We start from the raw sequence: 26988 nt of genomic DNA on the forward strand, positions 1-26988 counted from the left end.
GCGGAAAGTTCCGTAGCCTGACGACATGGCGCGCGTGACCCCCGACCTGAGCTTCCTCCTCGACAAGACGAGCGAGACGCTCGCGGCCCGGATGACCGTCGCGCTCGCCGACCTCGGCCTCACCGCGCGGCAGTACTGCGTGCTCGACAAGGCGTCGTCCGGCGGCCGGACCCAGGGCCAGCTCGCCGAGGAGGCCCTGCTCGACAAGACCACGATGGTCACGACGCTCGACGGCCTCGAGCGCGCGGGGCTCGCGCGCCGCGTCGCGTCGCCGACCGACCGGCGCGCCCGCCTGGTGGAGACCACGGCCGAGGGCGAGGCGCTGGTGGAGAAGGCGGCGACGGTGATCCAGGGCCTCTACGACGAGGTGCTCGGCGTTCTCGGGGCGGACCGCGACGCGGTGGTGGACGGCCTGATCCGGCTCGTCGAGGGGCCGCTGGCCGGCGACGCCGACGCCCGCCCGCCGCGACGGTCGTCCCGCGCAGGATGAGTTCAATCAGGATAGTTCCGAAGTAGACGTTCTGCTACGGTCGGGACATGCTGCTCGCCGACCGCCGCACCGCGTCCCCCTGGCTCGCGCTCGCGGTACTCAGCACGTCCATGCTCATGATCATCTTGGACGGGACGATCGTCAGCGTCGCCCTGCCCGCGCTCCGCGACGACCTGGGCTTCTCCGCCGCCGGGCTGTCCTGGACCGTGAACGCCTACCTCGTCCCGTTGGGCGGGCTGTTGCTGCTCGCGGGGCGTCTCGGCGACCTCGTCGGACGACGCCGGATGCTCGTCGCGGGGCTCGTCCTGTTCACGCTCGCGTCGCTGGCGTGCGGGCTGGCGACCGGGCCGGCGATGCTCGTCGCCGCCCGCGCCGTGCAGGGCGTGGCGGCCGCGCTGGCGTCGTCGGTGGTGCTCGGGATGGTGGTGTCGCTGTTCGACGACGCGGGAGACGGAGCGGAGCGGAGCTCGACCCGACGAGACCGCGATCGCGCGCGGGCCCTCGGGGCGTACGCCTTCGTCGGCGCGGCCGGGGCGTCACTCGGCCTGCTGCTGGGCGGGGTGCTCACCGAGGCGATCGGCTGGCGGTCGATCTTCCTGGTCAACGTGCCGATCGGGGTGGTGGCGGCCCTGCTGGCGGTGCTGGTCCTGGCGCCCGACCCGGCGCGACGGTCCGGAGCGCGGCCCGACCTCCTCGGCGCCGCCCTCGTCACGCTCGGGCTGGCGACGCTGGCGTTCGCGATCGTCGAGACGCGGTGGGTCGCCGGGGTGGTCGCGGTCGTGCTGCTGGCGGGCTTCGCGTGGCGCCAGGCCCGGGCCGCGGCGCCGCTCGTACCGCCCGCGGTCCTGCGCTCGCGGTCGGTGTCGTTCGGCAACCTCGCGCAGGTGCTGACGGTGGCCGCGATGATGGGCTTCCAGTTCGCCACGGCGCTGTTCCTGCAGCAGGTGCTCGCCTACTCGCCGGGCGAGACGGGGCTGGCGATGCTCCCGGTGGCGGCGATCATCGGGGTGGTCGCGCTGCGGTGGGCGGGGCCGCTGGTCGCCCGGTTCACGGCGCGCCGGGTGCTGCTCGCCGGGCTGGGGCTGCTGCTGGCGGGGTTCGCGGTCCTCGTCCTGGCCCCGGGGACGGCCTACCTCACCGACCTCCTCCCGGCGCTCGTGCTGCTGGGCCTCGGCGCCGGGCTGGTCATGCCCTCGGTGACCTCGGTGGTCATGAGCGACGCGGACGCCGACACGGCGGGCCTGACCTCGGGGCTGGCGAACACCGGCCAGCAGGTCGGCGGGGCGATCGGCATCGCGGTGCTGGCCGCGGTCGCGGCGGCCGACGGCTTCCGCGCCGCCTACCTCGTCGCCGGCGGCCTCGTCCTCGCCGCCGCCCTCGTCGTGGCCCTCGCCCTCCCACGTGAGCGGTTGTCGACCGTATAGGGGCGGAAACCACTCACATACGGACCTTGGCGGCCACGCGGCGGGCCCCGGCGAGCACGTCGCCGGGGTCGACGCGCGCCGGGACCCCGTCGGTGAGCACCGGCTCGCCGGCCACCCACACGTCGCGCACACCCCGCGAGCCGCTGGCCCACACGAGGTTCGAGATGAGCTGGTCGTCGTCGTCCGGGTCGACGAAGGCGGCGTCGTCGACGCGCACGTGCGCCAGGTCCGCCCAGGCGCCGGGCGCGAGGACGCCGAGGTCGTCGCGACCCAGCGCCCGGGCGCCCTCGCGGGTGGCCATGGCGAGTGCTCCGGCCGCGGTCAGCGCCGTGGCGTCGGCCCCGCGCTGGCGGGCGAACAGCGAGGCGAGGCGCTGCTCCTCCCACAGGTCGAGGTCGTCGTTCGACGCCGGCGAGTCGGTGCCCAGCCCCGTGCGGACGCCCGCCGCGCGCAGGTCGGACAGGCGCGCGACGCCGGCCGCGAGCTTCGCGTTCGATCCCGGGCAGTGGGCGACCGCGACGTCGTGGCGGGCGAGGATCGCGACGTCGTCGTCGGAGAGCTGGATGGCGTGCGCGGCGAGCACCCGCCCGCCCAGCGAGCCCGTCGCCTCGAGCATCGCGGGCACCGACCCGTACTCCGCGCGCACCGCGTCGTCCTCGCCGGGCGCCTCGGCGACGTGCAGGTGCATCAGCGCGCCGCGCTCCTTCGCCAGCGCGGCCGTGCTGACGATCGCCTCGGTGGGCAGCGTGTACGCCGAGTGCGGGCCGTAGCCCAGCTCGATCCGCTCGCCGGGCCCGAACCGCAGCCCGTCCGCGTCGATCCACCGGGTGATCGCGTCGCGCATCTGCTGCCAGGTGCCCAGACGCTCCATGCCCGGCGCGGTGATGATCCCCGGCGTCAGCACCACCCGGGACCCGATCTCGAGCACCGCGTCGACCACGTTCTCGCTCTGGAAGTACATCTCCGCCGACGTCGTGACCCCGCCGCGCAGCATCTCCGCGGTGCCCGCGAGCATCCCGTCGCGCACGTCCGCGGGCCCCAGCTTCGCCTCGGCGGGCCAGACGACCTCGGTGAGCCAGCGCATGAGGGGCAGGTCGCCGCCCTTGCCGCGCAGCACCGTCAGCGGGGTGTGCGCGTGGGTGTTGACCAGGCCCGGCATGAGCAGCCCGGTGACGGTCGTGGTCGGCGCGTCCGTCGCCGGCGCCGAGGTCGCCGGACCCACGTGGGCGATCCGCCCGCCGTCGTCGACGTCGACGACCGCGTCGCGCAGGACGCTCATGGCCTCGTCGCAGGGCAGGACGATCGGGGCGTGCAGGCGGCGCGCGGTGGTCACGGCGCCATGATGGCCTACGGCCTCGTGAGTGCTCCGGATCGTCAGAGCGACCCGGAGCACTCACGAGCGGAGCATCAGCGCTCCAACAGCGAGCGCAGGGAGCGCAGCGGCGGCAGCCAGGCGCCCGCGTCGGGCAGCGTGTCGAGGCTGACGCGCGGGAGCGGCTCGCGGAAGACGCCCTCGATGTCCTCGAGGTCGAGGAACTCCACGATGTCCGACGCGACGGCGAAGGCGGCGTACTCGCGGAAGCCGATGACGGTGACCGTGACGCCCGCCGCGACGAGCTCCTCGAGCGGCTCGCGGAACGCGCGGCCGTCGCCCGACGCCACGACGACGTGGGCGAGCCCGCCCTCGACGCGGCGCGCCTCGATGTGGGCGAGCATGTCCTCGTCGACGTCCGAGTCGTCGGCGACCTTCGGCTTGGCGAACACCGCGAACCCGACGTTGCGCAGCGCCTCGACCCAGGGCCGCACGATCTCGGTGGAGCCGGGGACGACGTTGGTGAACACCGTCGCCTCGGCGAGCCCCTCCGGGCCGGCCTCGGAGAGCAGCCAGCGCCCGACCGCGTCGAACCGCGGCCGGAACGCCGACGTCGGGCGCGTGCCGAGCAGCGAGCCGAGGCTCATGTCGATGTTGGGGGCGTCCCAGACGAGCAGGGTGCGGCTCGGCTTGGGCTCCTGCCCGGCCTCCGGCGTCTCCTGCTCGGTGCCCGTCGCGTCGACGTCACCGACCCCGCCGCCGGTCAGCGCGGTGGGCGGGGTGGCCAGGTCGGCGGGCGAGGGGGACACGGGGCCGACTCTAACCGCCCGCCGCCGGACGCGACGGGTGCTCAGGACGTGCCTCCCCCGGGAGCGCGACGCACCAGCAGGAGATCGCGGCTGGGGCGTCCCTCCTGCTCGGCGCGGGACTCGAACTTGGTGCGCGGCCGCCACTCCGGCCGGGGCGCGAAACCGCCGTGCGGGTTGTCGAGGAGCGGCTCGGCGTCGGTGACCTCGAGCATCCAGTCGGCGTAGTCGGCGATGTCGGTCGCGAGGTGCAGCGTCGCCCCCGGCGCGAGCCGCGACGCCATGAGCGCGACGGTGGCGGGCTGGACGATGCGGCGCTTGTGGTGACGGCGCTTGGGCCACGGGTCGGGGTAGTAGACGCGCAGGCCGGCGAGCGAGTCGGGAGCGACGAGGTCCTCGAGGACGACCACGGCGTCGCCGCGCAGGAGGCGGAGGTTCTCCAGCCCCTGCTCCTCGACGCGCAGGAGCAGCTGCCCGAGGCCGGGCGGGTAGACCTCGACGGCGACGTGATCCGTCTCGGGCTCGGCGGCGGCGAGCGCGGCGGTCGTCTCGCCCATCCCGGAGCCGATCTCGAGACGCAGCGGCGCCTCCCGGCCGAACCAGGCCGGCGCGTCGAGCCGTCCGTCGCGCACCGGCGGGGGCGGGCCGGCACCGTCCCGGTCGAAGCCGGGGGCGATCGCGCCGTAGTGGGGCCAGAGCCGGTCCCAGGCGCGCTGCTGGCCGGCGGTCATCCGTCCGCCGCGGTCGGTGAAGCTCAGCACCGATCGCCGGCGGACGTCGTCACCGGACGTCGGCAGCGTGTCGTGCTCGGGCCCCACCACCCCCCGATCTTCACACGGGATCCGACGAGGGGAGGGGTCCGGGCTCAGGAGCGCCGCAGCGGCGCGAGGGTCTCGCGGTCCGGGGTGATCCGGATGCGGACGGCAGCGGCGGGGATGCCGAGCGCCGAGCCCACGAGGCGGCGGGCGGCGGCGTGGGCGTCGGCGAGCCGGTCGACGACGACCTGCTGGCCGTGCGGCCCGAACCGCAGCGTCCACCCCCGCGAGCCGAACGTCGCGGTCACCGCGTGCACGACGTCGGCGAGCCGCGGCATCGGCATCGTCAGCGGCTCGGCCGCTGCACGCGCCGGACGACGGGTCAAGGGGACGAGGGTCACACCCGCACATCGCTGCGATCTCGGAGCGGGTTAGCGGCGGCGCCGAGGATCCCCCGGTCGGGCGATCGAACGCGCTCGGACGGCCCGCGGCGGCCCGCTGATCAGTTCTGCGATCCGCCGGACGGGGGGCCGCCCTCGATCACCTGCTGGCGCGGGCTCTGCCGCGCGCGGCGCTGCTGCTCGTACTGCGCGGTCATCTCCGACTCGAGCGTCTCGCTGCGGCGACGGCTGCGGACGCGCGCCAGGAGGAGCAGCGTCAGGCCGTGGAGGATGCCGAGCACCAGCATCACGCCGCCGAGCTGGGTGACGATGATCTGCACGTCGCCCTGGACGTCGAACGGGCGGTAGGTGGAGATGAGGGCGAGGAAGCCCAGCGCCACGAGGTGGAACAGCACACCGAGCAGGCGGTTGGTGGACCGGGCGACCTCCTCGGAGTCGAAGACGTCCCGCAGGAAGCCGATCCCCGAGCGCATGAGGATCTGTCCCACCACCAGGGTGATGATCGCCCCGACGACGACGATGAAGATGTACGTGCCGGTGTCGATCACGGACGTTTCCCTCCCGGGTGACGGTTCGTGAGCAGTCTCCCCTGACGGGCGATCACGCGAAACCCTGCCGACCTGCCCGACCGGGCCCTGTGTAGCCGTCCGGGCGCCTACTCTGCGACGACTGTGGGCCCTCTGCGCAGCGCTGTCGTCGCGACATGCCGCGCGCTGGCGCCGAGGGTGTCGCTGCCCACGGCCGACGAGGTCGAGGCGATCGCGGCACGGATGCTCGCGACGCCCTCGCTCGTGGTGGCCGGACCGGTCTCGTCGGGGAAGTCGACGCTGGTCAACGCGCTGGTCGGGCGGCGGGTCGCGCCGACCGGAGCCGGCGAGTGCACGGGTCTGACCGCCCACTACGTCCGCGGGTCCACCGACCGCCTCGACGTCGTCCTCGTCGACGGCACGCACCGGCCGCTGCCGCTGGCCGCCGGGGGCCGCGTCCCGGCCGCGGTCGGCGACCGGCTGGGCGTGCGGCCCGAGGACGTCGACCACCTGGTGGTCACGCTCACGAGCGCCGCGCTCGACGGGCTGACCGTGATCGACACCCCGGGCACCGGGTCGGCGCGGCGCCCGGCCGGGCCCACCGGCGGCGCGCACGCGGACGCCGCCCTGGTCGTGCTGCCCGCGACGGCGCACCCCGGCGACCTCGACGTCCTGCCCGGACCGGCCACGCACGGGCCGGCCGGGGTCGTGGCGGTGCTCGGGCGCGCGGACACGGTCGGTCCCGACGACGGGCGCGAGCTGGCCGTCGACCTCGGGCGGCGCCTCGGCGACCGGGTGGGCCCGGTGACGCCGGTGATCGGCCTGCTCGCCGAGACCGCCGTCACGGGCGCGCTGCGCACCGAGGACGTGGGCGCGCTGCGGCTGCTCGCCGGCGCCGACCCGGCGGTCCTCGAGGTCGCGCTGCTCGACGCGGAGCTGTTCACCTCCGCGGAGCTGCCGCTCCCGGTCGACGCCCGCTTCCGGCTGCTCGAGCTGCTCGACCTGCGGGGCCTCACGCTCGCGCTCGCCCTGCTGCGGGCCGACGCCGCGGCCGGGGTCGGCGAGCTCTGCGACACCCTGCTCGCCGCGTCCGGCCTCGCGACGCTGGTCGGGCGGCTGCACGACGAGGTGCGCGCCCGCACCGACCTGCACGCCGCGTCGGCGGGGCTGCGCGACCTCGAGGCACTCGGCGACGGGCGGGCGCGCGCGGAGGCGGCCGAGGGCGCCCCGCCGGCGGAGGGCACGCGGATCGCGGACGCCGCCGGTTCGCTGGCCCGCCGGGAGGCCTTCGCCGACCGGGCCCTGGTCGCCGCGCGCGCCCGGCTGCGGGCCGGCGCGCTCGGGCTGCCCGCCGAGCTGCAGGACGAGGTCGACCGGCTCGCCGTGCCCGGCCCGCCCGACGCCCGCCTGGGGCGGCCGGGCGCGCACGCCGTGGAGCTCGCCGGCCACGCGTCGCGGCGCGCGGCCTGGTGGCAGGCGTACGGGTCGTGGGGCTCGCCGCGGCGCATCGCCGACCTCGCGCACGTCGTGCACCGCACCTACGTGCGGCTGTGGCGGGAGCTGACGGCGTGACCCCCGGGAGACGCAGCGAAAGCGGAGCTCGACCCATGACCCCCGGGAGACGCAGCGACGCGGAGCTCGACCCATGACGAGTGACATCCCCGCCGAGGTCGCGCGGACCCGCGAGGCCCTGACCACGCTGCTCGCCCGCCTCGACCCCGACGCCGCCGACCGGGCCGCCGCGCCGCCGCCTCCGGCGCGCCCGACCGTGGTGCTCGTCGGCGCCCCTGGACGTGGCCGCGGCGAGCTGCTCGCGGCGCTGCTCGGCCTCGACACCGTGCCCACCCACGACCCCGACGGCGCCGTCCGCTCCACCTACGAGCGTCTCCCGGTGCCCCTGCTCGAGGAGCTCGACCTCGTGGTGCCGCCCCGCCCGGCCGACCCGGGGACGTGGCCGGTCGACGGGGCGACGGCGGCGCTGGTGCTCGCCGACGCCGCCGCGCCGCTCGGGATCGAGGAGCTCGACGCCCTGGCCCGCGCCGCCGACCGCGTCGACACCGTCGTCTTCGCACTCACGCGCACCGAGGCGCACCGGGGCTGGCGCACCGTGCTCGAGGCCGACCGGGCGCTCGTCGCCGGGCACGTGCCGCGCCTGGCGGACGCCCCGTGGTTCCCGGTCGCGGCGGCGCTGGCGCAGCGGGCCGCCCGCGCCGACGCCGCGGCCGCCGAGGCCCTGCGCCGTCGCTCCGGGCTCGCCGCCCTGCAGCGCGAGCTGCACCGGCTGGTGGCGCGCCGGCGCCGGATGCTCGCCGAGGCCAACGCGCTGCGCCTGCTCGCGGGCGCGCTGGACGGGGTCGCGGCCCGCGCCGAGGCGACACGCGCGGCCCTGCGCGCACCGGCCGGCGGGGACCTCGCCCGCCGCCGCGACGAGCTGCTCGCCGCGCGCTCCGCCCTGCGCCGCGACCACCACACCCGCTGGCGCGCCGACCTCGCGGCCGCGCGGGTCGCCACCACCGACGACCTCGCCGCCCGCGTGCGGGCGCTCGGCGTGGCGGTGCGCGCCCGCATCGACGACGCCGACCGCGCCGGGCTCGCGGCGATCCCGCGGGAGCTGGCGGGCGAGGTCGAGACGCTGGCGGCCGAGGTCGTCGCCGGGCTCGGGGCGCGGCTGCAGGCGCTGGTCGCGGCGACGCTGGCCGACCTCGTGCCCGCCGGGGAGCTGCCGGCGCTGCGCGTCGCGGACCTCGGCGAGCCCGCGCTCGTGCCGGCCCCGCGGACCCGCCCGGCCGAGGACCGGCTGCTCGTCGTCGCCGGCGCGTCGGGCGGGCTGGGCCTGTCCCGGCTCGCGCTGCTGCCGCTGCTGGCGGTGCCGATCGCGCCGGCCGCGCTCGGCGTCGCGCTCGTCCCCGTGTCGGTGGGCCTCGGGCTGGGCGCGGCGGGCTGGGTGGCGCGCGCCCGGCGCCTGGCCGCCGACCGGGCGCACCTGCGGCAGTGGTCGGTGGAGGCGCTGGCCGAGGTGCGCGGCGACCTGGAGCGCGTGCTCGCCGACGCGCTGATCGCCACCGAGCGGGAGGTGACCCTCGCCCTCGACGCCGCGCTCGAGGACCGGGCGCGCGACCTCGACGACGCGCTGGCCGCGGTGCGCCACGCCGGCGCCGACCGCGCCGAGGCCGACCGGGCCGCGGCGCGCACGGCCGGCGAGGCGCGCGAGGGCCGCGACCGGGCGGAGACGCTCCTGCGCCGGCTCGCCGAGCTGCGGGACCGGGTCGATGTCCCCGCGGATGTGCCCGAACCGCACCCACGCCCGGCGCCCGCGACCTAATCTCCGGGGCATGGTCGACGTGCCCGACGTCCACATCGATCCGCTGCCCGGCGAGCTGCTGGTCGGCGACGCCGGCGTGCTCGGCCCGGCCACCGTCGACACCGACGCCGACGGCCGCCCCGACACCGCCGTGGCGTCCGAGCCCGACGCGCTGGTGCTGGGCACCGACCTCGACGGCGACGCGCGGGTCGACGTGCTGACCCGGGTGCACGACGACGGGTCCACAACCACCGAGGAGCTCGACACCTGGGACGAGGGCCCCGTCCCGCCGGCGCCGACCATCGACCCCGCCACCGGACGGTGGGTCCGCGGCGGCTGAATGCGCCGGTCGGAGCGCGTGCGCGGGTAGGTTCGGCGCTCGTGGTCAGCCCCGTGACGCACGCCGTGGACGCGGACTTCCTCGCCCTGCCCCGTGCCGCGCTCGCCGACGCCGCCCTCGACGCCGCCCGCCGCGGCGGCGCCCAGCACGCCGACCTGCGCGTGCACCGGCTGCGCAGCCAGCACCTCGAGCTGCGCGACGGCCGGGTCGTGGTCGCCGCCGACCAGGAGACCGTCGGCCTCGCGGTGCGCGTGCTGCGCGACGGCGTGTGGGGGTTCGCGGCGCACGTGGACCTCACGCCCGAGACGGCCGCGGCCACCGCCCGCCGGGCCCTCGAGGTCTCCGGCACCCTCGCCGCGCTGGCCACGGAGCGGGTGACCCTCGCCGACGAGCCGGTGCACGGCGGCGTCACCTGGGTCTCGCCGTACGACGTCGACCCGTGGGCGGTGGACGTCGCCGAGAAGATCGGCCTGCTCACCGAGCGCTCCGCGACGCTGCTGGCCGCGCCCGGTGTCGACCACGTCGCCGCGAGCTGCGTGCAGGTCAAGGAGCAGACCTTCTACGCCGACCTCGCCGGCACGACCACCACGCAGCAGCGCGTCCGCGTCGACCCCGACGTCACGATCACCACCGTCGACCGGGCGGGCGGCGGCTTCGAGACCCTGCGGACCCTCGCCCCACCGGCCGGGCGCGGCTGGGAGTACCTCGTCGGCACCGGCTGGGACTGGGACGCCGAGCTCGCCGAGCTGCCGGGCCTGCTCGCGGAGAAGGTGGCGGCGCCGACCGTCGCGGCGGGCCCCACCGACCTCGTCATCGACCCGACCAACCTCTGGCTCGTCATCCACGAGTCCATCGGGCACGCCACCGAGTACGACCGGGCGATCGGCTACGAAGCCGCCTACGCCGGCACGAGCTTCGCGACCCCCGACAAGCTCGGCACCCTGCGCTACGGCAGCGACGTCCTCACCGTCACCGGCGACCGGACCGTGCCGCACGGGCTCGCGAGCATCGGCTACGACGACGACGGCGTCGCCACGCAGGAGTTCGACCTCGTCCGCGACGGCGTGCTCGTCGGCTACCAGGTGGACCGTTCCTTCGCGCCGCGCCTGGGCCTGGACCGCTCCAACGGCTGCGCGTACGCCGACTCCGCCGAGCACGTGCCGCTGCAGCGGATGGCGAACGTGTCGCTGCGCGCCGACCCGCACACCGACCGGTCCACCGCGGCGCTCATCGAGGGCGTGGAGGACGGCATCTACGTCGTGGGCGACCGCTCCTGGTCGATCGACATGCAGCGCTACAACTTCCAGTTCACCGGGCAGCGGTTCCACCGCATCCGGGGCGGCAAGCTGGTCGGGCAGGTCCGCGACGTCGGCTACCAGGCGACGACCACCGACTTCTGGGGCTCCCTCGAGGCCGTCGGTGGCCCCTCGACGTGGCGGCTCGGCGGGGCGTTCAACTGCGGCAAGGCCCAGCCCGGCCAGGTCGCGCCCGTCAGCCATGGGTGCCCGTCGGCGCTGTTCCGGCAGGTCAACGTCCTCAACACGGGGAGCTCGTCGTGAACGCGCCCGGATCGGCGCTCGTGGAGCGCACGCTGGCGATCGCCGCCCGGCAGGCCCCCGACGCGGGCGCGGTGGCGACGGTCCGCGAGGTGTCCGAGGCCGTCGTGCGCTGGGCGAACTCCACGCTCACCACCAACGGGCAGACGGTCGAGCGCCGGCTCTCGGTGATCATGCTCGTGTCGCTGGACGGCGGGACGGGCGCCGGCGTCGCCACGGTCCCCGCGCCGACGGCGCTCGCGGCGGGCCCCGAGGGCGACGCGGTGATCGCCGAGGCGGTGGCGGGCGCGGTCCAGGCCGCCCGCCGGGCGGGGCCGGCGCGCGACGCCGCCCCGCTGCCGACCTCGACCGACGGCGGCCCGGGCGACTGGGACGACGACGCCGGCGCCACCTCGATGGCCGTGTTCGGCCGGCTCGCCGAGGAGCTCGGGGCGTCGTTCCGGCCCGGGCAGGAGGCGTCGTTCGGGTTCGCGGACCACCGGGTGACGACGACGTGGCTGGGCACCTCGGCCGGGGTGCGGCGGCGCTGGGTCGAGCCCGGCGGCGCGGTCGAGCTGAACCTCAAGGACCCCGCGACCGGCACGTCGGTGTGGGGCGGCGAGGGCGCCACCGACGTCGCCGACGTCGACGTCACCGCGCTGGTCGGGCGGCTGCGCGACCGGCTGCCCTGGGGCCGGCGCCGGATCGACCTGCCCGCGGGCCGCTACGAGACGATCCTGCCGCCGTCGGCGGTGTCCGACCTGATGATCTACATGGCCTGGTCGATGGGCGGGCGCCCCGCGCAGGAGGGCCGCTCGGCGTTCTCGCGCGCCGGGGGCACCCGCGTCGGCGAGCGCCTCGGCCCGCTGCCGCTGACCCTCGCCGGCGACCCGGCCGCCCCCGGCTTCCCGGACCTCGCCTACACCCCGGTGCTCGCGACCACGTACTCCGGCGACGAGGTCTCGGTGTTCGACAACGGGGCCACCACCGGGCGGGTCGAGTGGGTGCGCGACGGGACGGTGGCGACGCTCGCCTACCCGCGCGCGGCCGCCACCGAGTACGACGCGGAGTTCGCCGCGCCCACCGACAACCTGGTGCTCACCGGCGGCGAGGACGCGACGCTCGAGGAGATGGTGGCCTCGACCGAGCGCGGCCTGCTGCTGACGTGCCTCTGGTACATCCGCGAGGTCGACCCGTCGACGCTGCTGCTCACGGGCCTGACCCGCGACGGCGTGTACCTCGTGGAGCGCGGCGAGATCGTCGGGGAGGTCAACAACTTCCGCTTCAACGAGTCCCCGCTCGACCTCCTGCGCCGCGCCACCGAGGCCGGCACCACCGAGCGCACGCTCCCGCGCGAGTGGAAGGACTGGTTCACCCGCGCCGCCATGCCCCCGCTGCGCGTCCCGGACTACCACATGACCTCGGTGTCCCCGGGCCGCTGATGGCCTCCGGCCTCCTGAGTGAAATGGGTCGCCATAACGACCCGGATCACTCACGTGCGCCGGAGGCGCATCATGGAGGCGTGGTCCGGTCGCTGATGCGCTACACCGCGCCGCAGGAGGCGTGGGAGGCCGACGTCCCGGTCCGGGGCGACGTCCCCGAGCTCGCCACCCTGCTCGGCGAGGGCGGCGCCCTGGTGCTCACCGGCGCCGGGATCTCCACCGACTCCGGCATCCCCGACTACCGCGGCCCGACGAGCGCAGCGCGCCGCCACGCCCCCATGACCTTCGAGGCGTTCGCCGGCGACCCCGTCGCGCGCCACCGGTACTGGGCGCGCAGCCACGTCGGCTGGCCGCAGATGGCCGCCGCCCGCCCCAACGCCGGGCACCGGGCCGTCACGGCCCTGCAGCGCGCCGGCCTCGTCGGCGGCGTGATCACCCAGAACGTCGACGGGCTGCACCAGGCCGCGGGGGCCCGGGACGTCGTCGAGCTGCACGGCGCGCTCGACCGCGTCGTCTGCCTGGGCTGCCGCGCGACGCCGACCCGGACCGAGATCCAGGACCGTCTCGCCGCCCTCAACCCCGGCTTCGACGCCCGGGCCGTCGAGATCAACCCCGACGGCGACGCCGAGCTCGCCGACGACGAGCTCGACCGCTTCACGATGACCGCGTGCCCGGCGTGCGGTGACGGTCCGTTGAAGCCCGATGTGGTCTTCTTCGGTGAGTCGGTGCCCCGACCGCGTGTCGATCACTGCTTCTCGCTGGTCGACCGGGCACGGTCACTCGTGGTCCTCGGATCGTCGCTGACGGTCATGTCCGGGCTGCGCTTCGTCCACGCCGCCGCGCGCCGGGGACTGCCCGTCGCGGTCGTGACCAGCGGTCCGAGCCGCGCGGACGGTGTGGCGAGCGTGAGGCTGACGGGTGCGCTGGGCGAGGTGCTGCCCGCGACGCTCGACACCCTCCGTTTGCCCGATCGGGCCTGAATCGTTCAGCTTGATCGTGGAAGTGAGGCCCCCGACAGCGCCCGGCGGTGTCGTTCTCAGGAAGTCTCGTTAACGTCGAGCACCACCGACGGAGTACATCACCGGGCACGACGCCGTGTCCGGTGATCACTCTTTCCCCGAGGCGACCGGGGCCGCCCCGCGGTCCGTGGCGTTCCGGCGAGCGAGCCAGCGACCGAGGAGACGCATGACTGCTGTTCCGACCATCCAAGGACTCGAGAACCCGCCGATCGGACGCCGCGAGGTGCTCGACTGGGTGGCCGAGGTCGCCGACCTCACCACGCCGGACCGTGTGGTGTGGTGCGACGGGTCCCAGGAGGAGTGGGACCGGCTCACGAAGGAGCTCGTCGACGCCGGCACGTTCGTGCAGCTCGACCCGGACAAGAAGCCGAACTCGTTCTACGCCGCGTCCGACCCCGACGACGTCGCCCGCGTCGAGGAGCGCACCTACATCTGCTCGGTCGATCCGGCCGACGCCGGGGTCACCAACAACTGGATGGACCCGGCCGAGATGAAGGCCACGATGACCGAGCTCTACCGCGGCTGTATGCGCGGCCGGACGCTCTACGTCATCCCCTTCTGCATGGGCCCGACGTCGGCGGAGCGCCCCATGCTGGGCGTCGAGCTCAGCGACTCGGCGTACGTGGTCGTCTCGATGCACATCATGACCCGCATGGGCGCCGAGGTGCAGCGACTCCTCGACGGCGACACCGACTGGGTGCCGGCGCTGCACTCGCTGGGCGCCCCGCTGGAGCCCGGCCAGGAGGACGTCCGCTGGCCCTGCAACCAGACGAAGTACATCACCCACTTCCCCGAGGAGCGGATGATCTGGAGCTACGGCTCCGGGTACGGCGGCAACGCGCTGCTCGGCAAGAAGTGCTACTCGCTGCGCATCGCGTCGGCGATGGCCCGTGACGAGGGCTGGCTCGCCGAGCACATGCTGATCCTCAAGCTGATCAGCCCCGAGGAGAAGGTCTACTACGTCGCCGCGGCGTTCCCGTCGGCGTGCGGCAAGACCAACCTCGCGATGCTCGAGCCGACCATCCCGGGCTGGAAGGTCGAGACGCTCGGCGACGACATCGCCTGGATGCACTTCGGTGCCGACGGCCGCCTCTACGCCGTGAACCCCGAGGCCGGGTTCTTCGGCGTCGCGCCGGGCACCAACTGGAAGACCAACCCGAACGCGATGCGCACCATCGAGCGCGGCAACTCGCTGTTCACCAACGTCGCCCTCACCGACGACAAGGACATCTGGTGGGAGGGCATGGAGGGCGAGCCCGAGCACGTCCTCTCCTGGAAGGGCCAGGACTGGTCGCCCGCCAACGGCGAGGCCGGCCAGCCGGCGGCGCACCCGAACTCGCGCTACTGCACGCCGATGAGCCAGTGCCCGATCCTCGCCCCCGAGTGGGACGACCCGAACGGCGTGCCGATCTCGGCGATCCTGTTCGGCGGCCGCCGCAAGACGACGATCCCGCTGGTCAACGAGTCGTTCGACTGGCAGCACGGCACCTTCATGGGCGCCACGCTGTCCTCGGAGAAGACCGCGGCCGCGGCCGGCGCCGTCGGCCAGGTCCGCCGCGACCCGATGGCCATGATCCCGTTCATCGGCTACAACGTCGGCGACTACTTCCAGCACTGGATCGACGTGGGCAAGGGCGCGGACGCCGACAAGCTGCCGCGGATCTTCTACGTCAACTGGTTCCGCCGCGGCGACGACGGCCGGTTCCTGTGGCCCGGGTTCGGCGAGAACGGCCGCGTCCTCAAGTGGATCATCCAGCGGCTCGAGGGCAAGGCCGCGGCCACCGAGACCGCGATCGGCCACGTCCCCACCGCCGACCAGATCGACCTCGACGGCGTCAGCGAGCCGCTCGAGGACATCGAGGCGTCGCTGAAGGTCGACATCGAGGAGTGGCGGGCCGAGATCCCGCTGATCGAGGAGTGGTTCGACTCGATCGGCGAGAAGCTGCCGACCTCGATGCGCGACGAGCTCGAGGCGCTCAAGCAGCGCCTCGGCGTCAGCTAGCGGCTTCAGAACGAACGAACGGCGCTTTCGCTGCTTCCGAAGCAGCGAGAGCGCCGTTCGTGTTCCCGGGACCGGGTCCGCGCGCGTCAGCCGGGGACGACGGGCGTCGCGTCCGGGCAGGTGAACGTGACGCGGGAGCTGAAGACGCCGGAGACCAGGTCACGCATCGGGCCCGCGAGGACGGCGTCCGGGCATCCGAACCAGTGCTGCACCGCCCAGGCGAACCCGCACCGCGGGTTCGGGTCGTCGGGGTTGGCCTGCCGCGAGGCCCCCGACAGCTGGTAGCGGTTGAGGACGACGTGGGCGAGCTCGTGGACCACCTGGTCGAACGTCCGCGCCTCACCGTCGGACCCCGTGGCGCACATCAGCTTCTCGTCCACCCAGCAGAACTGGGTGCACGCACCTCCGCGGAGCGTCTCCCCCTCCCCGACGAACTTCCCCTTCTCGCTCTCCTCCCCGTCCAGGCCCTTGCCGTTGATCGGGCTGAGCGCACCCAGCTCGACCCACGGTTCGCCGTTCACGACATAGACCGCAGCGCCCTGCATCGCGCTGCGATCACGGGTGGTGATCCGCGTGACCATCTCGCGGCAGATCCGGACGACGGCGTCGATCCGTGCCGGGGTGACGTCCCGGGAGGCCATCACCGTGATCCCGGTCCCGTCGACCGTCCGGACCGTGCACCATCCGTTGGCGGCCCACACGGTCGTCCCGTCACCGGCGGCGAGCGCGAGGCGGCCACGCCCGTCCATGGACAGCCGAGCCCCTCCGGGCGGCGTCGTCCACACCACGGCGCCGGCGTCGTCGCGCACGGTCAGGGCGCCCGCGGACCCGAACTCGGCGCTGCGCCCCCGGACGCACCGCGCGTCCGAGCGGCCGTCGAACCCGCGGAAGACCTGGTGCAGTCCCCAGATGTCCGCGCCGGCGGCGTCGCTGACGACCAGGTTGCCGTCCTTCTGGAAGAGCAGGTGATGGCGGCCGTCATCGGTCCGGTAGCGCACCTCCGACGTGATCGGGGTGCCGGGCGTCAGCGACGACAGGGAGGCGGTCAGCGGTGCGGTCGTGGTCATGGCGTCCTCTGCGTCGGGGTGATCGCCGGGAAGGCTAGGGGCGCTCGATCACGGACAGCCAGCATCGGGGACACCCGGACGGTGTTCTTCACCTGTTCGGCCGCTGAACGCGCACCGGATGCGCACAGATCGTGCCACGACACGCGCCACCGTTCCGGACCGCCGCCCCGGAAGAACGTTTGCCTCCGGAGCACACGTGCGGTCCACCGAGCTGGCCTGTCCGTCGCAAGCGCTTCACCGGGACGTCACGCGGGGCTTACCATCGCTCGGCTCTGCGTGAGCGCCACCCATCCAGGAGGTCAGCGATGACGACGTCCGCCCCACCGCCGGGGGAGTCTCCGAGCCCCACCGAGGAGGCGCCGCCGCCGCGCGGCTGGACCGACGTCCGGTTCCGCTGGGTCAACCTCCTGCTGCTGATCCCGCTGGTCTCGATCCTGCCGTTCCTGTTCAACACCGAGGAGCCGACGCTCGCCGGGCTGCCGTTCTTCTACTGGTTCCAGCTGCTCGTCATCCCGGTGGGCATCCTCTGCACGATCGCGGTCCACCGCCTGACCCGGCACGTCGACGAGGAGGGCGACCGGTGAGCGGGACGCAGACGACCGAGCTGGTCATCTTCACGCTGCTGTTCCTCGGCGTCGCCGTCATGGGCTTCATGGCGAGCCGCTGGCGCCGCGCGGACGACCTCGAGCACCTCGACGAGTGGGGCCTGGGCGGGCGCAAGTTCGGCTCGTGGGTGACGTGGTTCCTGCTGGGCGGCGACCTCTACACCGCGTACACGTTCGTCGCGATCCCGGCGCTGCTGTTCTCCTCGGGCGCGCTGGGCTTCTACGCGGTGCCCTACACGATCATCGCGTTCCCGCTGGTCATGCTGCCGCTGCTGCGCCTGTGGTCGGTCTCGCGGGTGCACGGCTACGTGACGCCCGCCGACTTCGTGCGCGGCCGCTACGACTCGCCGCTGCTGGCGCTGCTCATCGCGCTCACCGGCATCGTCGCGACGATGCCCTACATCGCCCTGCAGCTCGCCGGGCTCGAGGCCGTGCTGCGCACCATCGGCCTCAACGGCAGCGGGTTCTGGGGCCACGCGCCGCTGTTCGTCGCCTTCGTCGTGCTCGCCGCGTACACCTACCAGTCGGGGCTGCGCGCGCCGGCGCTGATCGCGGTGGTCAAGGACCTGCTGATCTACATCGTCATCCTCGTCGCGATCATCTACCTGCCGCTGAAGCTCGGCGGCTGGGCGGCGATCTTCGACGCGGGCCAGGCGAAGCTCTCGCAGCCCTCGCCGGCCACCGGGCAGCCGGCCGGCTCGACGCTGCTGACCGCGAACAACCAGCTGCAGTACGCCACGCTGGCGCTGGGCAGCGCGCTCGCGCTGTTCCTCTACCCGCACTCGGTGACCGGCGTGCTCTCCAGCCAGAGCCGCGGGACGATCCGGCGGAACATGGCCGCGCTGCCGGCGTACTCGTTCCTGCTCGCCCTGCTGGCGCTGCTCGGCTACGTGGCGATCGCGGCCGGCGTGAAGCCGATCGTCAACGGCTCCACCGGGCGCCCGGACTCGAACACCATCGTCCCGGTGCTGTTCGACGGCCAGTTCCCGGCGTGGTTCGCGGGCGTCGCCTTCGCCGCCATCGGCATCGGCGCGCTGGTGCCCGCCGCGATCATGTCGATCGCCGCCGCGAACCTCTGGACCCGCAACATCTACAAGGAGTACCTGCACAAGAACGCCACCCCGCGCGAGGAGGCCCGCCAGGCCAAGCTCGCGTCGCTGGTGGTGAAGGTCGGCGCCGTGCTGTTCATCGTCGGCATCGACCCGCAGTTCTCCGTCGACCTCCAGCTGATCGGCGGCGTGATCATCCTGATGACGCTGCCGGCGGTGGCCATCGCGCTCTACACGCGTTGGTTCCACCGCTGGGCGCTGGTCGCCGGCTGGGTCGCCGGGATGGCGTGGGGGATGTACCTGCTCTACCAGATCCCCAACCCCAGCAACGGCAAGCAGCACTTCGGCGGCTCCGCGCTCGCCCTGGACAGGCTGTCGTTCTTCGGGTGGGCGCCCTGGGACGGCTCGCGGGTGCAGATCTACGTCGGGTTCGTGGCGCTGATCCTCAACCTCGTCGTCGCCGTGGTGGCCACGTTCCTGCTGCGGGCCGCGGGGGTTCCCGAGGGCCGCGACCACACCGCCACCTCGGACTACCACGCGACACGCGTGCCGGAGGAGACGAAGCCGGAGGCGGTGGCGAGCACCTAGCGCGCGGGAGGCCGGGCCATACTCCCGCGCATGACAGGGACGCTCGCCGACGTCACGCCCTCGCTGGCCGCCGCCCTGGGCGTCGCCGGGTTCGACGACGCCCTCGGGGTCGGCGAGGCGCGCGGCGTCGCGCTGCTGCTCGTCGACGGGCTCGGCGCCGAGCTGCTCGACGCCCACGCCGACCGCGCGCCGGCGCTGGCCGAGCTCGCGGTGCGCGGCCGCACGCTGACCGCCGGGTTCCCGGCGACCACGGCGGTCAGCATCGCGAGCCTCGGCACCGGGCTGCCCTCGGGCGAGCACGGGATCGTCGGCTACAGCATGGGCGTGCCGCCGCTCGACGACCCCGAGGCGCCCGCCGACGTCGTGCTCAACACCTTGCGCTGGTGCGCGCACGGCGCCGTCGACCCCGTCGACCTGCGTCGCGACCTCCCGCCCGAGCAGGTCCAGGCCGCGCCGACGGTGCTGGAGCGCGCGGCGCGGGCCGGCGTCGCCGTCACCACCGTCGCCCCCGAGATCCAGCGGCGCTCGGGGCTGACGCGGGCGGCGCTGCGGGGCGGGCGGTTCCACGGGGTGTCCGCGCTCGGCGACCTCGGCGCGGAGGTGCTCGACGCCCTGGCCACGGACTTCGCCGAGGAACGCACGTTCTGCTACGCCTACCACGGCGACCTCGACATGATCGGCCACCAGCACGGCCCGGGGAGCCGGCCCTGGCTCCTGCAGCTCGCGGTGATCGACCGGCTGGTCGCCGCGATCGCCGAGGACCTGCCGTCGGACACCGTCCTCGCCGTCGTCGCCGACCACGGCATGATCGGCACCGACGCCGGCTGGCGCATCGACATCGACACCACCCCGGCCCTGCTCGGCGGCGTGCGGCGGCTGGCCGGGGAGGCCCGCGTGCGGCACGTCTTCGCCGCCGACGGCGCGCTCGAGGACGTGACCGCGGCGTGGCGGGAGGAGCTGGGCGACGCCGCGTGGGTGCGGACCCGCGACGAGGCGATCGCCGACGGCTGGTTCGGCCCCGAGGTCACCGACGCCGCCCGCGGGCGCATCGGCGACGTCGTCGCGGCGGCGCAGGGCAGCTGGACGCTCGTGCGCTCGCGGATCGAGCCGATGGAGACCGGGCTCGTCGGCCACCACGGCTCGCTCACCGACGCCGAGCAGCGGGTGCCGTTCCTGCTCGCCCGCGGTACGTGAGCACATAGGGACGCCCTCGCGGCGCGTCCCTAGACTCGGCGGGCGATGAGCGACGAGCCGGATGACGCCGTACGGGAGCTCGCGACGCGGGTGTTCGACCTCGCCCGCGCCGGCGATGCGGCATCGCTGGCGCAGTACGTCGACGCCGGCGTCCCCGTGAACCTGACCAACGAGAAGGGCGACACGCTCCTCATGCTCGCCGCGTACCACGGGCACGCCGACGCGGTCGAAGCGCTCGTCGCGCGCGGCGCCGACGTCGACCGGCTCAACGACCGCGGTCAGGCGCCGATCGCCGGGGCGGTGTTCAAGGGCGAGGACGCCGTGGTCCGCGCGCTGGTCGCCGGCGGCGCCGACCCCGAGGCCGGCCACCCGACCGCCGTCGAGACGGCGCGGATGTTCGGCCGCGAGGACCTGCTGGCGATCCTCACAACGCCTTGATGATGTCCTCGACGCGGACGCGGGCGTCTCCGAAGATCATCGAGGTGTTCTCGCGGAAGAACAGCGGGTTCTGCACGCCCGCGTAGCCCACGGCCATCGAGCGCTTGAAGACGACGACGTCCTTCGACTCCCACACGCGCAGCACCGGCATGCCCGCGATCGGGCTGGCCGGGTCCTCCATGGCCGCCGGGTTGACGGTGTCGTTGGCGCCGATGACGAGGACGACGCTGGTGGACGCCAGGTCGTCGTTGATCTCGTCCATCTCGAGCACGATGTCGTAGGGCACCTTGGCCTCGGCGAGCAGCACGTTCATGTGCCCGGGCAGGCGCCCCGCAACCGGGTGGATGCCGAAGCGCACCTCGACGCCGCGCTCGACGAGTCGGCGGGTGAGGTCCGCGACCGGGTACTGCGCCTGCGCGACCGCCATGCCGTAGCCGGGGACGATCACGACCGACGACGCGTCGGTGAGCATCGCGGCGACCTCGTCGGCGGTGACCTCGCGGTGCTCGCCCTCCACGGCCGCCGACGTCCCCGACTCGACGCCGAACCCGCCGGCGATCACCGAGAGGAACGAGCGGTTCATCGCCTGGCACATGACGTAGGAGAGGTAGGCACCGGACGACCCGACGAGCGCGCCGGTGACGATGAGCAGGGTGTTGTCGAGCAGGAAGCCCGACGCCGCGGCCGCCCAGCCCGAGTAGCTGTTGAGCATCGACACGACGACCGGCATGTCACCGCCGCCGATCGAGGCGACCAGGTGCCAGCCCAGCGCCAGCGCGACCGCGGTGATCGCGATCATCAGGCCGAGCGAGGGGGCCACGGTGAACCCGACGGTCAGCGCGGCGAACGCGACCAGCGCGCCGAGGTTGAGGGCGTTCTTGCCCGGCAGGGTCAGCGGGCGGGACTTCATCCGCCCCGAGAGCTTCCCGTAGGCGACGAGCGAGCCGGTGAACGTCACCGCGCCGATGAACACCCCGATGCCGACCTCGACGGAGTGGATGCCGAGCAGCTCCGGCGCCACCGTGGTCTGGGCCGGGCCGAGGGCCTCGACCTCGAGGTAGCCGTTCCACCCCACGAGCACCGCGGCGAGGCCGACGAAGCTGTGCAGCAGCGCGATGAGCTCGGGCATGCCGGTCATCTCGACGACCCGCGCGCGCCAGAGCCCGATGCCGCCGCCGACGACCATCGCCACCGCGAGCAGCGCGACCGCGCCCGCCGACACCGACTCGGCCACCATCACCACGGTCGCGACCAGGGCGACGGCCATGCCGGCGATGCCGTAGGCGACGCCCGAGCGCGCGGTCTCGTGCCTGGAGAGGCCGGCGAGGCTCATCACGGTGAGCAGCGCGGCGACGACGTACGCGGCCGTCGCCGCAGCCTCGGGACTCACTGCGCGGAACCCTTCGTGAACATGGCGAGCATCCGGCGCGTCACCGCGAAGCCGCCGACGATGTTGATGCTGGCCAGCAGCACCGCGACGAACGCGAGCACCGAGACGGCGGTGCCGTGCTGGCCGAACTGCAGGAGCGCCCCGACCACGACCACGCCGGAGATCGCGTTGGTGACCGACATCAGCGGGGTGTGCAGGGCGTGGTGGACCTTGCCGATGACGTAGTAGCCGATGACGACGGCCAGCACGAACACGGTGAGGTTGGTGGCGAGCTCCGCCGGCGCGAACGCGACCGCGACGAAGAGCAGCGCGAACGCGGCCGCGACCAGGCCGTAGCGCCGCGCCGGCGACACCGGGCGCTTCGGGGCGACGACCGGCGTGGACGCCACCGGCTCGACCGGCACGGCCGGCGCCGCCGACACGGGGATCGGCGGGGGCGGCCAGAGCACGTCGCCGTGGTGGGTCACGGTCATCGAGCGGATGACGACGTCCTCGAGGTCGAGGACCAGCTCGCCGTCCTTGCCGGGCACCAGCAGCTTCATCAGGTTGAGCAGGTTGGTGCCGTAGAGCTGCGAGGCCTGCGCGGGCAGGCGGGCGGCGAGGTCGGTGTCGCCGACGATGGTGACGCCGCCCGCGGTGACGACGACCTCGTCGGCCACCGAGCCCTCGACGTTGCCGCCCTGGCCCGCGGCCATGTCCACGATCACGCTGCCGGGCTTCATGCTCGCGACGTCGGCGGCGGTGAGCAGGCGCGGGGCCGCCCGCCCCGGGATGAGCGCGGTGGTGACGACGACGTCGACCTCGGCGGCCTGCTCGCTGTAGATCTCGGCGGCGCGCGCGTCGTAGGCCTCGGAGGTCGCGCGGGCGTACCCGTCGCTGCTGGTCTCCTGCTCGACCTCGACCGCGAGGAACTCGCCGCCCAGGGAGCGGACCTGCTCGGCGACCTCGGGGCGCGGGTCGGTGGCCCGTACCTGGGCGCCGAGGCTGCTGGCCGCGCCGATCGCCGCGAGCCCGGCGACGCCCGCCCCCGCGACCAGCACCGTGGCCGGGGGCACCTTGCCCGCGGCGGTGACCTGGCCGGTGAAGAAGCGCCCGAAGCGGTGCGCGGCCTCGACGACCGCGCGGTAGCCCGCGATGTTGGCCATCGAGCTGAGCACGTCGAGCGACTGGGCCCGGGAGATGCGCGGCACCGCGTCGGTGGCCAGCACGGTGAGCCCGCGGCGGGCGAGGTCCTCGAGCACCGCGGGGTTGCGGGCGGGACCGACCATCGCGACGAGCGTCGTCCCCGCCGCCATGCGGTCGAGCCCCGCGGCATCGGGGGTGCGCAGCGCGAACACCACGTCCGCCGACCACGGATCGCCGAGCTCGGCGCCCGCCGCGACGTAGTCGGCGTCGGGGAAGCTGGCGAGCTCCCCCGCGCCCGGTTCGACGACGACGGCCGCCCCGAGGTTGATCAGACCCACCACGGTGGCCGGGGTCGCGGCCACCCGGGTCTCGTGCTCCCCGGTCTCCCGGGGCACACCGATGCGCACGGTCGTGCTCCCTACTTTCCCCGCCGCCGGCGTCGTCGCCGGATGTTCACCGGATCATCGCGCCCACGATCCCCCGATGGGCGTGACCTTAGTCTCCGCAACCGACATCGCCCGGCGACGGGCTCGTGTCACACCGGGCCCACCCCGGGACGCGGAACACGGGCGCGGCGCCGGGACGTTGCACCGGGCATGCGCGATCTCGAGCTCTCGGTCCTGGATCTCTCGCCGGTCCCCTCCGGTTCGTCGACGTCGGCGGCCCTGCACGAGACCGTCGACCTGGGCCGTGTCGTCGAGCGGGCCGGCTACCGCCGCATGTGGCTGGCCGAGCACCACGGCATCCCGAGCGTCGCGAGCTCCAGCCCGGAGATCCTGATCCAGGCCGTCGCCGCCGCCACGACCACGCTGCGCGTCGGGTCCGGCGGGATCATGCTGCCCAACCACTCGCCCCTGAAGGTGGCCGAGACGTTCCGCGCGCTCGCGGGGCTGCACCCGGACCGCATCGACCTCGGGATCGGGCGCGCCCCGGGCACCGACCCGCGCACCGCGATCGCGCTGCGCCGCAGCCGCGAGGCGCTGACCGCCGACGACTTCCCCGAGCAGTTCACCGAGCTGCGCGGCTACGTCGACGGCCTGCCCGCCGACCACCCCTTCGCCGGCATCGAGGCGATGCCCAACGACGTGCCGCTGCCCCCGGTCTGGATCCTCGCGTCCAGCTACTACGGCGGGCAGGCCGCGGCCGCCTTCGGCACCGGCTTCGCCTACGCCGGGCACTTCGGCGGCGCCGACCCCGGCGAGGCCACGCGCATCTACCGCCAGCAGTTCCGGCCCAGCGACGCCGCCGGCGCGCAGGACCCGCACGTCATCCTCGCCGCCGCCGTCATGTGCAGCGAGGACCCGGAGCGCGCCCGCGCCATGGGTCGCGCGCACGCCCTGTCGATGGCGCGCCTGCGCACCGGCAACCCCGGGCCGCTGCCCAGCCCCGAGGAGGCCGTCGCCCACGACTGGAGCCCGATCGAGCTGCAGGTCGAGCAGGGCATGGCCTCGAAGATGACCGCCGGCACCCCCGACGAGGTCCGCGCCGACCTCGAGCGCCGGGCGCAGGAGGCGGACGCCGACGAGATCATGATCGTGAGCCCGATCCACGACTCCGCCGAGCGCCGCCGCTCCTACGAGCTGATCGCCGAAGCGTTCGGCGTGACGTCCGCGACGGCGGATCGGGCAGCCGTAGCCTCCGTGTAACCGCCCGGCAACGCCCCGCCCGCAGCGTGGGGGGATGGCCGGGCCCCACCTGCCGATCTCCGGATCGGCGCCCGAGCAGGGCGTCAGCACCCACTGCCCGTACTGCTCGCTGCAGTGCGCGATGACGCTCACCCCGCGCGAGCACGGCGCGGGCCCGGTGCTCGAGGTGACGGGCGCGCCGTTCCCCACCAACCGCGGCGGCCTGTGCGAGAAAGGCCTCTCGGCGGCGGAGCTGCTCGCCCACCCCGACCGTCTGACGACCCCGCTGGTCCGGGACGCCCGCAACGAGCCGTTCCGCGCCGCGACGTGGGACGAGGCCCTGCAGCGGATCGTGGACGGCCTGACCGTGGCCCAGGAGCGGTACGGGCCGGACGCCGCGGGCCTGTTCGGCGGCGGCGGGATGACCAACGAGAAGGCCTACCAGGCCGGCAAGTTCGTGCGTGTCGCGCTGCGCAGCGCCTCGATCGACTACAACGGCCGCTTCTGCATGTCGTCGGCGGCCGCCGCGGCGACCAGGGCCTTCGGGGTCGACCGCGGGATGCCGTTCCCGCTCTCCGACATCGCCCGCGCCGACACCGTGCTGCTCGTCGGCTCGAACCCCGCCGACGTGATGCCGCCGGCGATGCGGTGGTTCGCCGCCGGCCGCGAGCGCGGCGCGCAGCACCTCGTCGTCGACCCCCGCTACACCGCGACCGCCGCCGCGTCCGACGTCCACCTCCAGCCCGTCCCCGGCACCGACCTCGCCCTGGCCAACGGCCTGCTGCACCTCGCGGTGAAGCACCGACTGGTCGACACCGCCTACATCGCCGAGCGCACCAGCGGCTGGCCCGCGCTGAAGCGCGCCCTGCGCCAGTACTGGCCCGACCGCGTCGAGCGCATCACCGGCGTCCCGGTGCGCGTGATGGAGCGCGCGGTCCGGGTGCTCGCGGAGTCCCGCGCGACCATGATCCTGTCCGGCCGCGGCGCCGAGCAGCACGCCAAGGGCTCCGACACCGCGCTGGCGTGGATCAACCTCGCGCTCGCCCTCGGCCTGCCCGGCCGCCCCTACTCGGGCTGGGCGACCATGACCGGCCAGGGCAACGGACAGGGCGGGCGCGAGCACGGGCAGAAGGCCGACCAGCTCCCCGGCTACCGGATGCTCGCCGACCCCGCCGCGCGCGTGCACGTCGCCGGCGTCTGGGGCGTCGACCCCGACGAGCTGCCGCAGCCCGGCGTCTCGGCCTACGAGATGCTCGACCGCCTCGGCACCGACGGCGGCGTCCGCGCGCTGATGGTCATGGCGTCGAACGTCGCCGTGTCCGCCCCGCGCGCCGCGCACGTGCGCGAGCGGCTGCAGAGCCTCGACTTCCTCGCCGTCTCCGACATCTTCCTGTCCGAGACCGCCGAGCTCGCCGACGTCGTCCTGCCCACCACCCAGTGGGCCGAGGAGGACGGCACGATGACGAACCTCGAGGGCCGCGTCCTGCGCCGGCGCCGCGCCGTCGACGCCCCCGGCGGCGCCCGCAGCGACCTCGCCGTGCTCGCCGACCTCGCCGCCCGCCTCGGCCGCGGCGAGCTCTTCGACGACGCCCCGCGCGCCGTCTTCGAGGAGCTGCGCAGGGCCAGCGCCGGCGGGAAGGCCGACTACGCCGGGATCACCTGGGAGCGCATCGAGGCCGAGCGCGGCGTGTTCTGGCCGTGCCCGTCCGAGGAGCACGAGGGCACGCCGCGCCTGTTCCAGCAGGGCTTCCCGACTCCCGACGGCCGCGCCCGCTTCCACGTCGTGCACCACCGCGAGGCGTCCGAGACCCCCGACGCCGAGTTCCCCTACCGCCTGACCACCGGCCGCAGCCGCGCGCACTACCAGTCGGGCACGCAGACCCGGCGCACCAAGGCGCTGCTCGACGCCGAACCTGAGCCCGCCGTGGAGGTCCACCCCGACCTCGCCGCACGGCTCGGTCTGGCCGACGGCGGCGACCTCCTGCTGCGCACCCGTCGCGGGAGCGCGCGGATGCGCGCGCGCCTGACCAGCACGATCCGGCCCGACACCGTCTTCGCCCCGTTCCACTGGGCCGGCGACCAGACGATCAACGACCTCACCAACCCGGCCCTCGACCCCGCGTCGCGGATGCCGGAGTTCAAGGTCTGCGCGGTCGAGCTCACGGCCGTCCCCACCACCCCCACCGGAGAGGACGAGGACGCATGATGACCACCCCGCGGTTCCTGCAGGGCGCGTTCGCGTTCGAGGGGCAGGGCCTGGACAAGCCGGCCCCGCTGCACCCGACGCTGACCTACACCGTCCCCGAGGGCGTCACCGGCCAGGTGCTCTACGTCCGCGCGGGCAACTCGTCCGACGAGCTCGCCTCGGTCGTCCTCGTGTTCGACGGCGCCCCGGCCCGCTGGCTGCCGGTGGGCGCGAAGGCGGACATGCACGTGTCGCTGCGCGTCGTCGAGGACCTCCTCGCGGGCACCACCGTCGAGGTGCACTACACCGCGCCCGCCGGCACCACCGGCACGCTCGTGATCGACTGCGGCCTGGTGGAGGTCTAGCCC

General features: G+C 74.6%; 24 protein-coding genes and 1 pseudogene. 16 read left to right on the forward strand and 9 right to left on the reverse strand.

The window, feature by feature from the left end; genetic code table 11:
- Positions 1-25: 25 nt before the first annotated feature.
- Both WCD58_RS16225 and WCD58_RS16230 read left to right on the forward strand, forming a co-directional pair.
- Positions 26-490, forward strand: a complete 465-nt coding sequence (locus tag WCD58_RS16225) for a MarR family winged helix-turn-helix transcriptional regulator (protein WP_337704094.1) — start codon at positions 26-28, stop codon at positions 488-490.
- Positions 491-537: 47 nt separating this feature from the next.
- Entirely contained in the window at positions 538-1914 is a 1377-nt protein-coding gene (locus WCD58_RS16230) for an MFS transporter (protein ID WP_337704095.1), read from the forward strand.
- 13 nt (positions 1915-1927) lie between these two features.
- Here the strand turns inward: WCD58_RS16230 and WCD58_RS16235 are convergent, their stop codons facing one another.
- The 5 genes from WCD58_RS16235 to WCD58_RS16255 form a co-directional block, all read right to left on the reverse strand.
- Positions 1928-3193, reverse strand: coding sequence for an amidohydrolase family protein (locus WCD58_RS16235; protein ID WP_337704259.1), 1266 nt, complete (start codon positions 3191-3193; stop codon positions 1928-1930).
- A 128-nt stretch (positions 3194-3321) separates the two neighbouring features.
- On the reverse strand, positions 3322-4035 hold the full coding sequence (locus tag WCD58_RS16240; RefSeq protein WP_337704096.1) for an NYN domain-containing protein: 714 nt from the start codon (positions 4033-4035) through the stop codon (positions 3322-3324).
- Positions 4036-4076: 41 nt separating this feature from the next.
- Positions 4077-4763, reverse strand: coding sequence for a tRNA (guanosine(46)-N7)-methyltransferase TrmB (trmB, locus tag WCD58_RS16245; protein WP_337704260.1), 687 nt, complete (start codon positions 4761-4763; stop codon positions 4077-4079).
- 134 nt (positions 4764-4897) lie between these two features.
- Positions 4898-5173: a hypothetical protein gene (locus tag WCD58_RS16250; protein ID WP_337704097.1), complete on the reverse strand. Its 276-nt coding sequence runs from the start codon at positions 5171-5173 to the stop codon at positions 4898-4900.
- Between the two features lie 116 nt (positions 5174-5289).
- A complete protein-coding gene (locus WCD58_RS16255) occupies positions 5290-5736 on the reverse strand; it encodes a hypothetical protein (protein ID WP_337704098.1) in 447 nt (148 codons plus the stop codon).
- Positions 5737-5913: 177 nt separating this feature from the next.
- Between WCD58_RS16255 and WCD58_RS16260 the strand changes: the two genes are divergently transcribed.
- The 7 genes from WCD58_RS16260 to WCD58_RS16290 all read left to right on the forward strand — a co-directional run bounded on the left by WCD58_RS16260 (position 5914) and on the right by WCD58_RS16290 (position 15354).
- Positions 5914-7287 carry a dynamin family protein gene (locus WCD58_RS16260; RefSeq protein ID WP_337704099.1) on the forward strand — a complete coding sequence of 458 codons (1374 nt, stop codon included), beginning with the start codon at positions 5914-5916 and terminating at the stop codon, positions 7285-7287.
- A gap of 73 nt (positions 7288-7360) precedes the next feature.
- Positions 7361-9037, forward strand: coding sequence for a hypothetical protein (locus WCD58_RS16265; protein WP_337704100.1), 1677 nt, complete (start codon positions 7361-7363; stop codon positions 9035-9037).
- Positions 9038-9047: 10 nt separating this feature from the next.
- Positions 9048-9356, forward strand: coding sequence for a DUF6802 family protein (locus WCD58_RS16270; protein ID WP_337704101.1), 309 nt, complete (start codon positions 9048-9050; stop codon positions 9354-9356).
- Positions 9357-9409: 53 nt separating this feature from the next.
- Entirely contained in the window at positions 9410-10915 is a 1506-nt protein-coding gene (locus WCD58_RS16275; RefSeq protein ID WP_337704102.1) for a TldD/PmbA family protein, read from the forward strand.
- Positions 10912-12333 carry a metallopeptidase TldD-related protein gene (locus WCD58_RS16280; protein WP_337704103.1) on the forward strand — a complete coding sequence of 474 codons (1422 nt, stop codon included), beginning with the start codon at positions 10912-10914 and terminating at the stop codon, positions 12331-12333. The genes WCD58_RS16275 and WCD58_RS16280 overlap by 4 nt, the downstream gene beginning before the upstream one ends.
- 95 nt (positions 12334-12428) lie before the next feature.
- Positions 12429-13313 carry an NAD-dependent protein deacetylase gene (locus tag WCD58_RS16285; RefSeq protein WP_337704261.1) on the forward strand — a complete coding sequence of 295 codons (885 nt, stop codon included), beginning with the start codon at positions 12429-12431 and terminating at the stop codon, positions 13311-13313.
- 205 nt (positions 13314-13518) lie between these two features.
- Positions 13519-15354 (forward strand): phosphoenolpyruvate carboxykinase (GTP), encoded by a 1836-nt coding sequence (locus WCD58_RS16290; protein ID WP_337704104.1) that lies wholly within the window; start codon positions 13519-13521, stop codon positions 15352-15354.
- An 86-nt stretch (positions 15355-15440) separates the two neighbouring features.
- Here the strand turns inward: WCD58_RS16290 and WCD58_RS16295 are convergent, their stop codons facing one another.
- Positions 15441-16421 carry a hypothetical protein gene (locus WCD58_RS16295; RefSeq protein ID WP_337704105.1) on the reverse strand — a complete coding sequence of 327 codons (981 nt, stop codon included), beginning with the start codon at positions 16419-16421 and terminating at the stop codon, positions 15441-15443.
- Positions 16422-16726: 305 nt separating this feature from the next.
- On the opposite strand from WCD58_RS16295, the gene WCD58_RS16300 reads away from it, so the two are divergent.
- From WCD58_RS16300 to WCD58_RS16315, 4 genes are read left to right on the forward strand one after another with little or no spacing between them, the layout of a single operon-like run.
- Complete coding sequence (locus WCD58_RS16300) at positions 16727-17005, forward strand: DUF3311 domain-containing protein (RefSeq protein WP_337704106.1); 279 nt, start codon at positions 16727-16729, stop codon at positions 17003-17005.
- The gene (mctP, locus tag WCD58_RS16305) at positions 17002-18663 is read left to right on the forward strand and encodes a monocarboxylate uptake permease MctP (RefSeq protein ID WP_373696231.1); all 1662 of its coding nucleotides are present in this window, start codon (positions 17002-17004) and stop codon (positions 18661-18663) included. Before WCD58_RS16300 ends, mctP begins: the two co-directional genes overlap by 4 nt.
- 30 nt (positions 18664-18693) lie before the next feature.
- Complete coding sequence (locus tag WCD58_RS16310; protein WP_337704107.1) at positions 18694-19857, forward strand: alkaline phosphatase family protein; 1164 nt, start codon at positions 18694-18696, stop codon at positions 19855-19857.
- A 45-nt stretch (positions 19858-19902) separates the two neighbouring features.
- Complete coding sequence (locus tag WCD58_RS16315) at positions 19903-20295, forward strand: ankyrin repeat domain-containing protein (RefSeq protein ID WP_337704108.1); 393 nt, start codon at positions 19903-19905, stop codon at positions 20293-20295.
- Here WCD58_RS16315 and pntB read toward each other — a convergent pair.
- Positions 20282-21685 carry a Re/Si-specific NAD(P)(+) transhydrogenase subunit beta gene (gene pntB / locus WCD58_RS16320; protein ID WP_337704109.1) on the reverse strand — a complete coding sequence of 468 codons (1404 nt, stop codon included), beginning with the start codon at positions 21683-21685 and terminating at the stop codon, positions 20282-20284. The genes WCD58_RS16315 and pntB overlap by 14 nt on opposite strands.
- Entirely contained in the window at positions 21682-23217 is a 1536-nt protein-coding gene (locus WCD58_RS16325; protein ID WP_337704110.1) for a Re/Si-specific NAD(P)(+) transhydrogenase subunit alpha, read from the reverse strand. Before WCD58_RS16325 ends, pntB begins: the two co-directional genes overlap by 4 nt.
- Positions 23218-23406: 189 nt before the next feature.
- Between WCD58_RS16325 and WCD58_RS16330 the strand changes: the two are divergent.
- Positions 23407-24393, forward strand: a pseudogene (locus WCD58_RS16330) (LLM class flavin-dependent oxidoreductase); the annotation flags it as partial.
- Here WCD58_RS16330 and WCD58_RS33670 read toward each other — a convergent pair.
- Complete coding sequence (locus tag WCD58_RS33670) at positions 24384-24467, reverse strand: hypothetical protein (RefSeq protein ID WP_373696235.1); 84 nt, start codon at positions 24465-24467, stop codon at positions 24384-24386. The pseudogene WCD58_RS16330 and the gene WCD58_RS33670 sit on opposite strands and share 10 nt — an antisense overlap.
- A gap of 23 nt (positions 24468-24490) precedes the next feature.
- Between WCD58_RS33670 and WCD58_RS16335 the strand changes: the two genes are divergently transcribed.
- Positions 24491-26641 (forward strand): molybdopterin oxidoreductase family protein, encoded by a 2151-nt coding sequence (locus WCD58_RS16335; protein WP_337704112.1) that lies wholly within the window; start codon positions 24491-24493, stop codon positions 26639-26641.
- A complete protein-coding gene (locus WCD58_RS16340; protein ID WP_337704113.1) occupies positions 26641-26985 on the forward strand; it encodes a molybdopterin oxidoreductase in 345 nt (114 codons plus the stop codon). Before WCD58_RS16335 ends, WCD58_RS16340 begins: the two co-directional genes overlap by 1 nt.
- Positions 26986-26988: the final 3 nt, after the last annotated feature.

This window comes from Actinomycetospora flava (genome assembly GCF_037400335.1).
Lineage (GTDB): Bacteria > Actinomycetota > Actinomycetes > Mycobacteriales > Pseudonocardiaceae > Actinomycetospora > Actinomycetospora flava.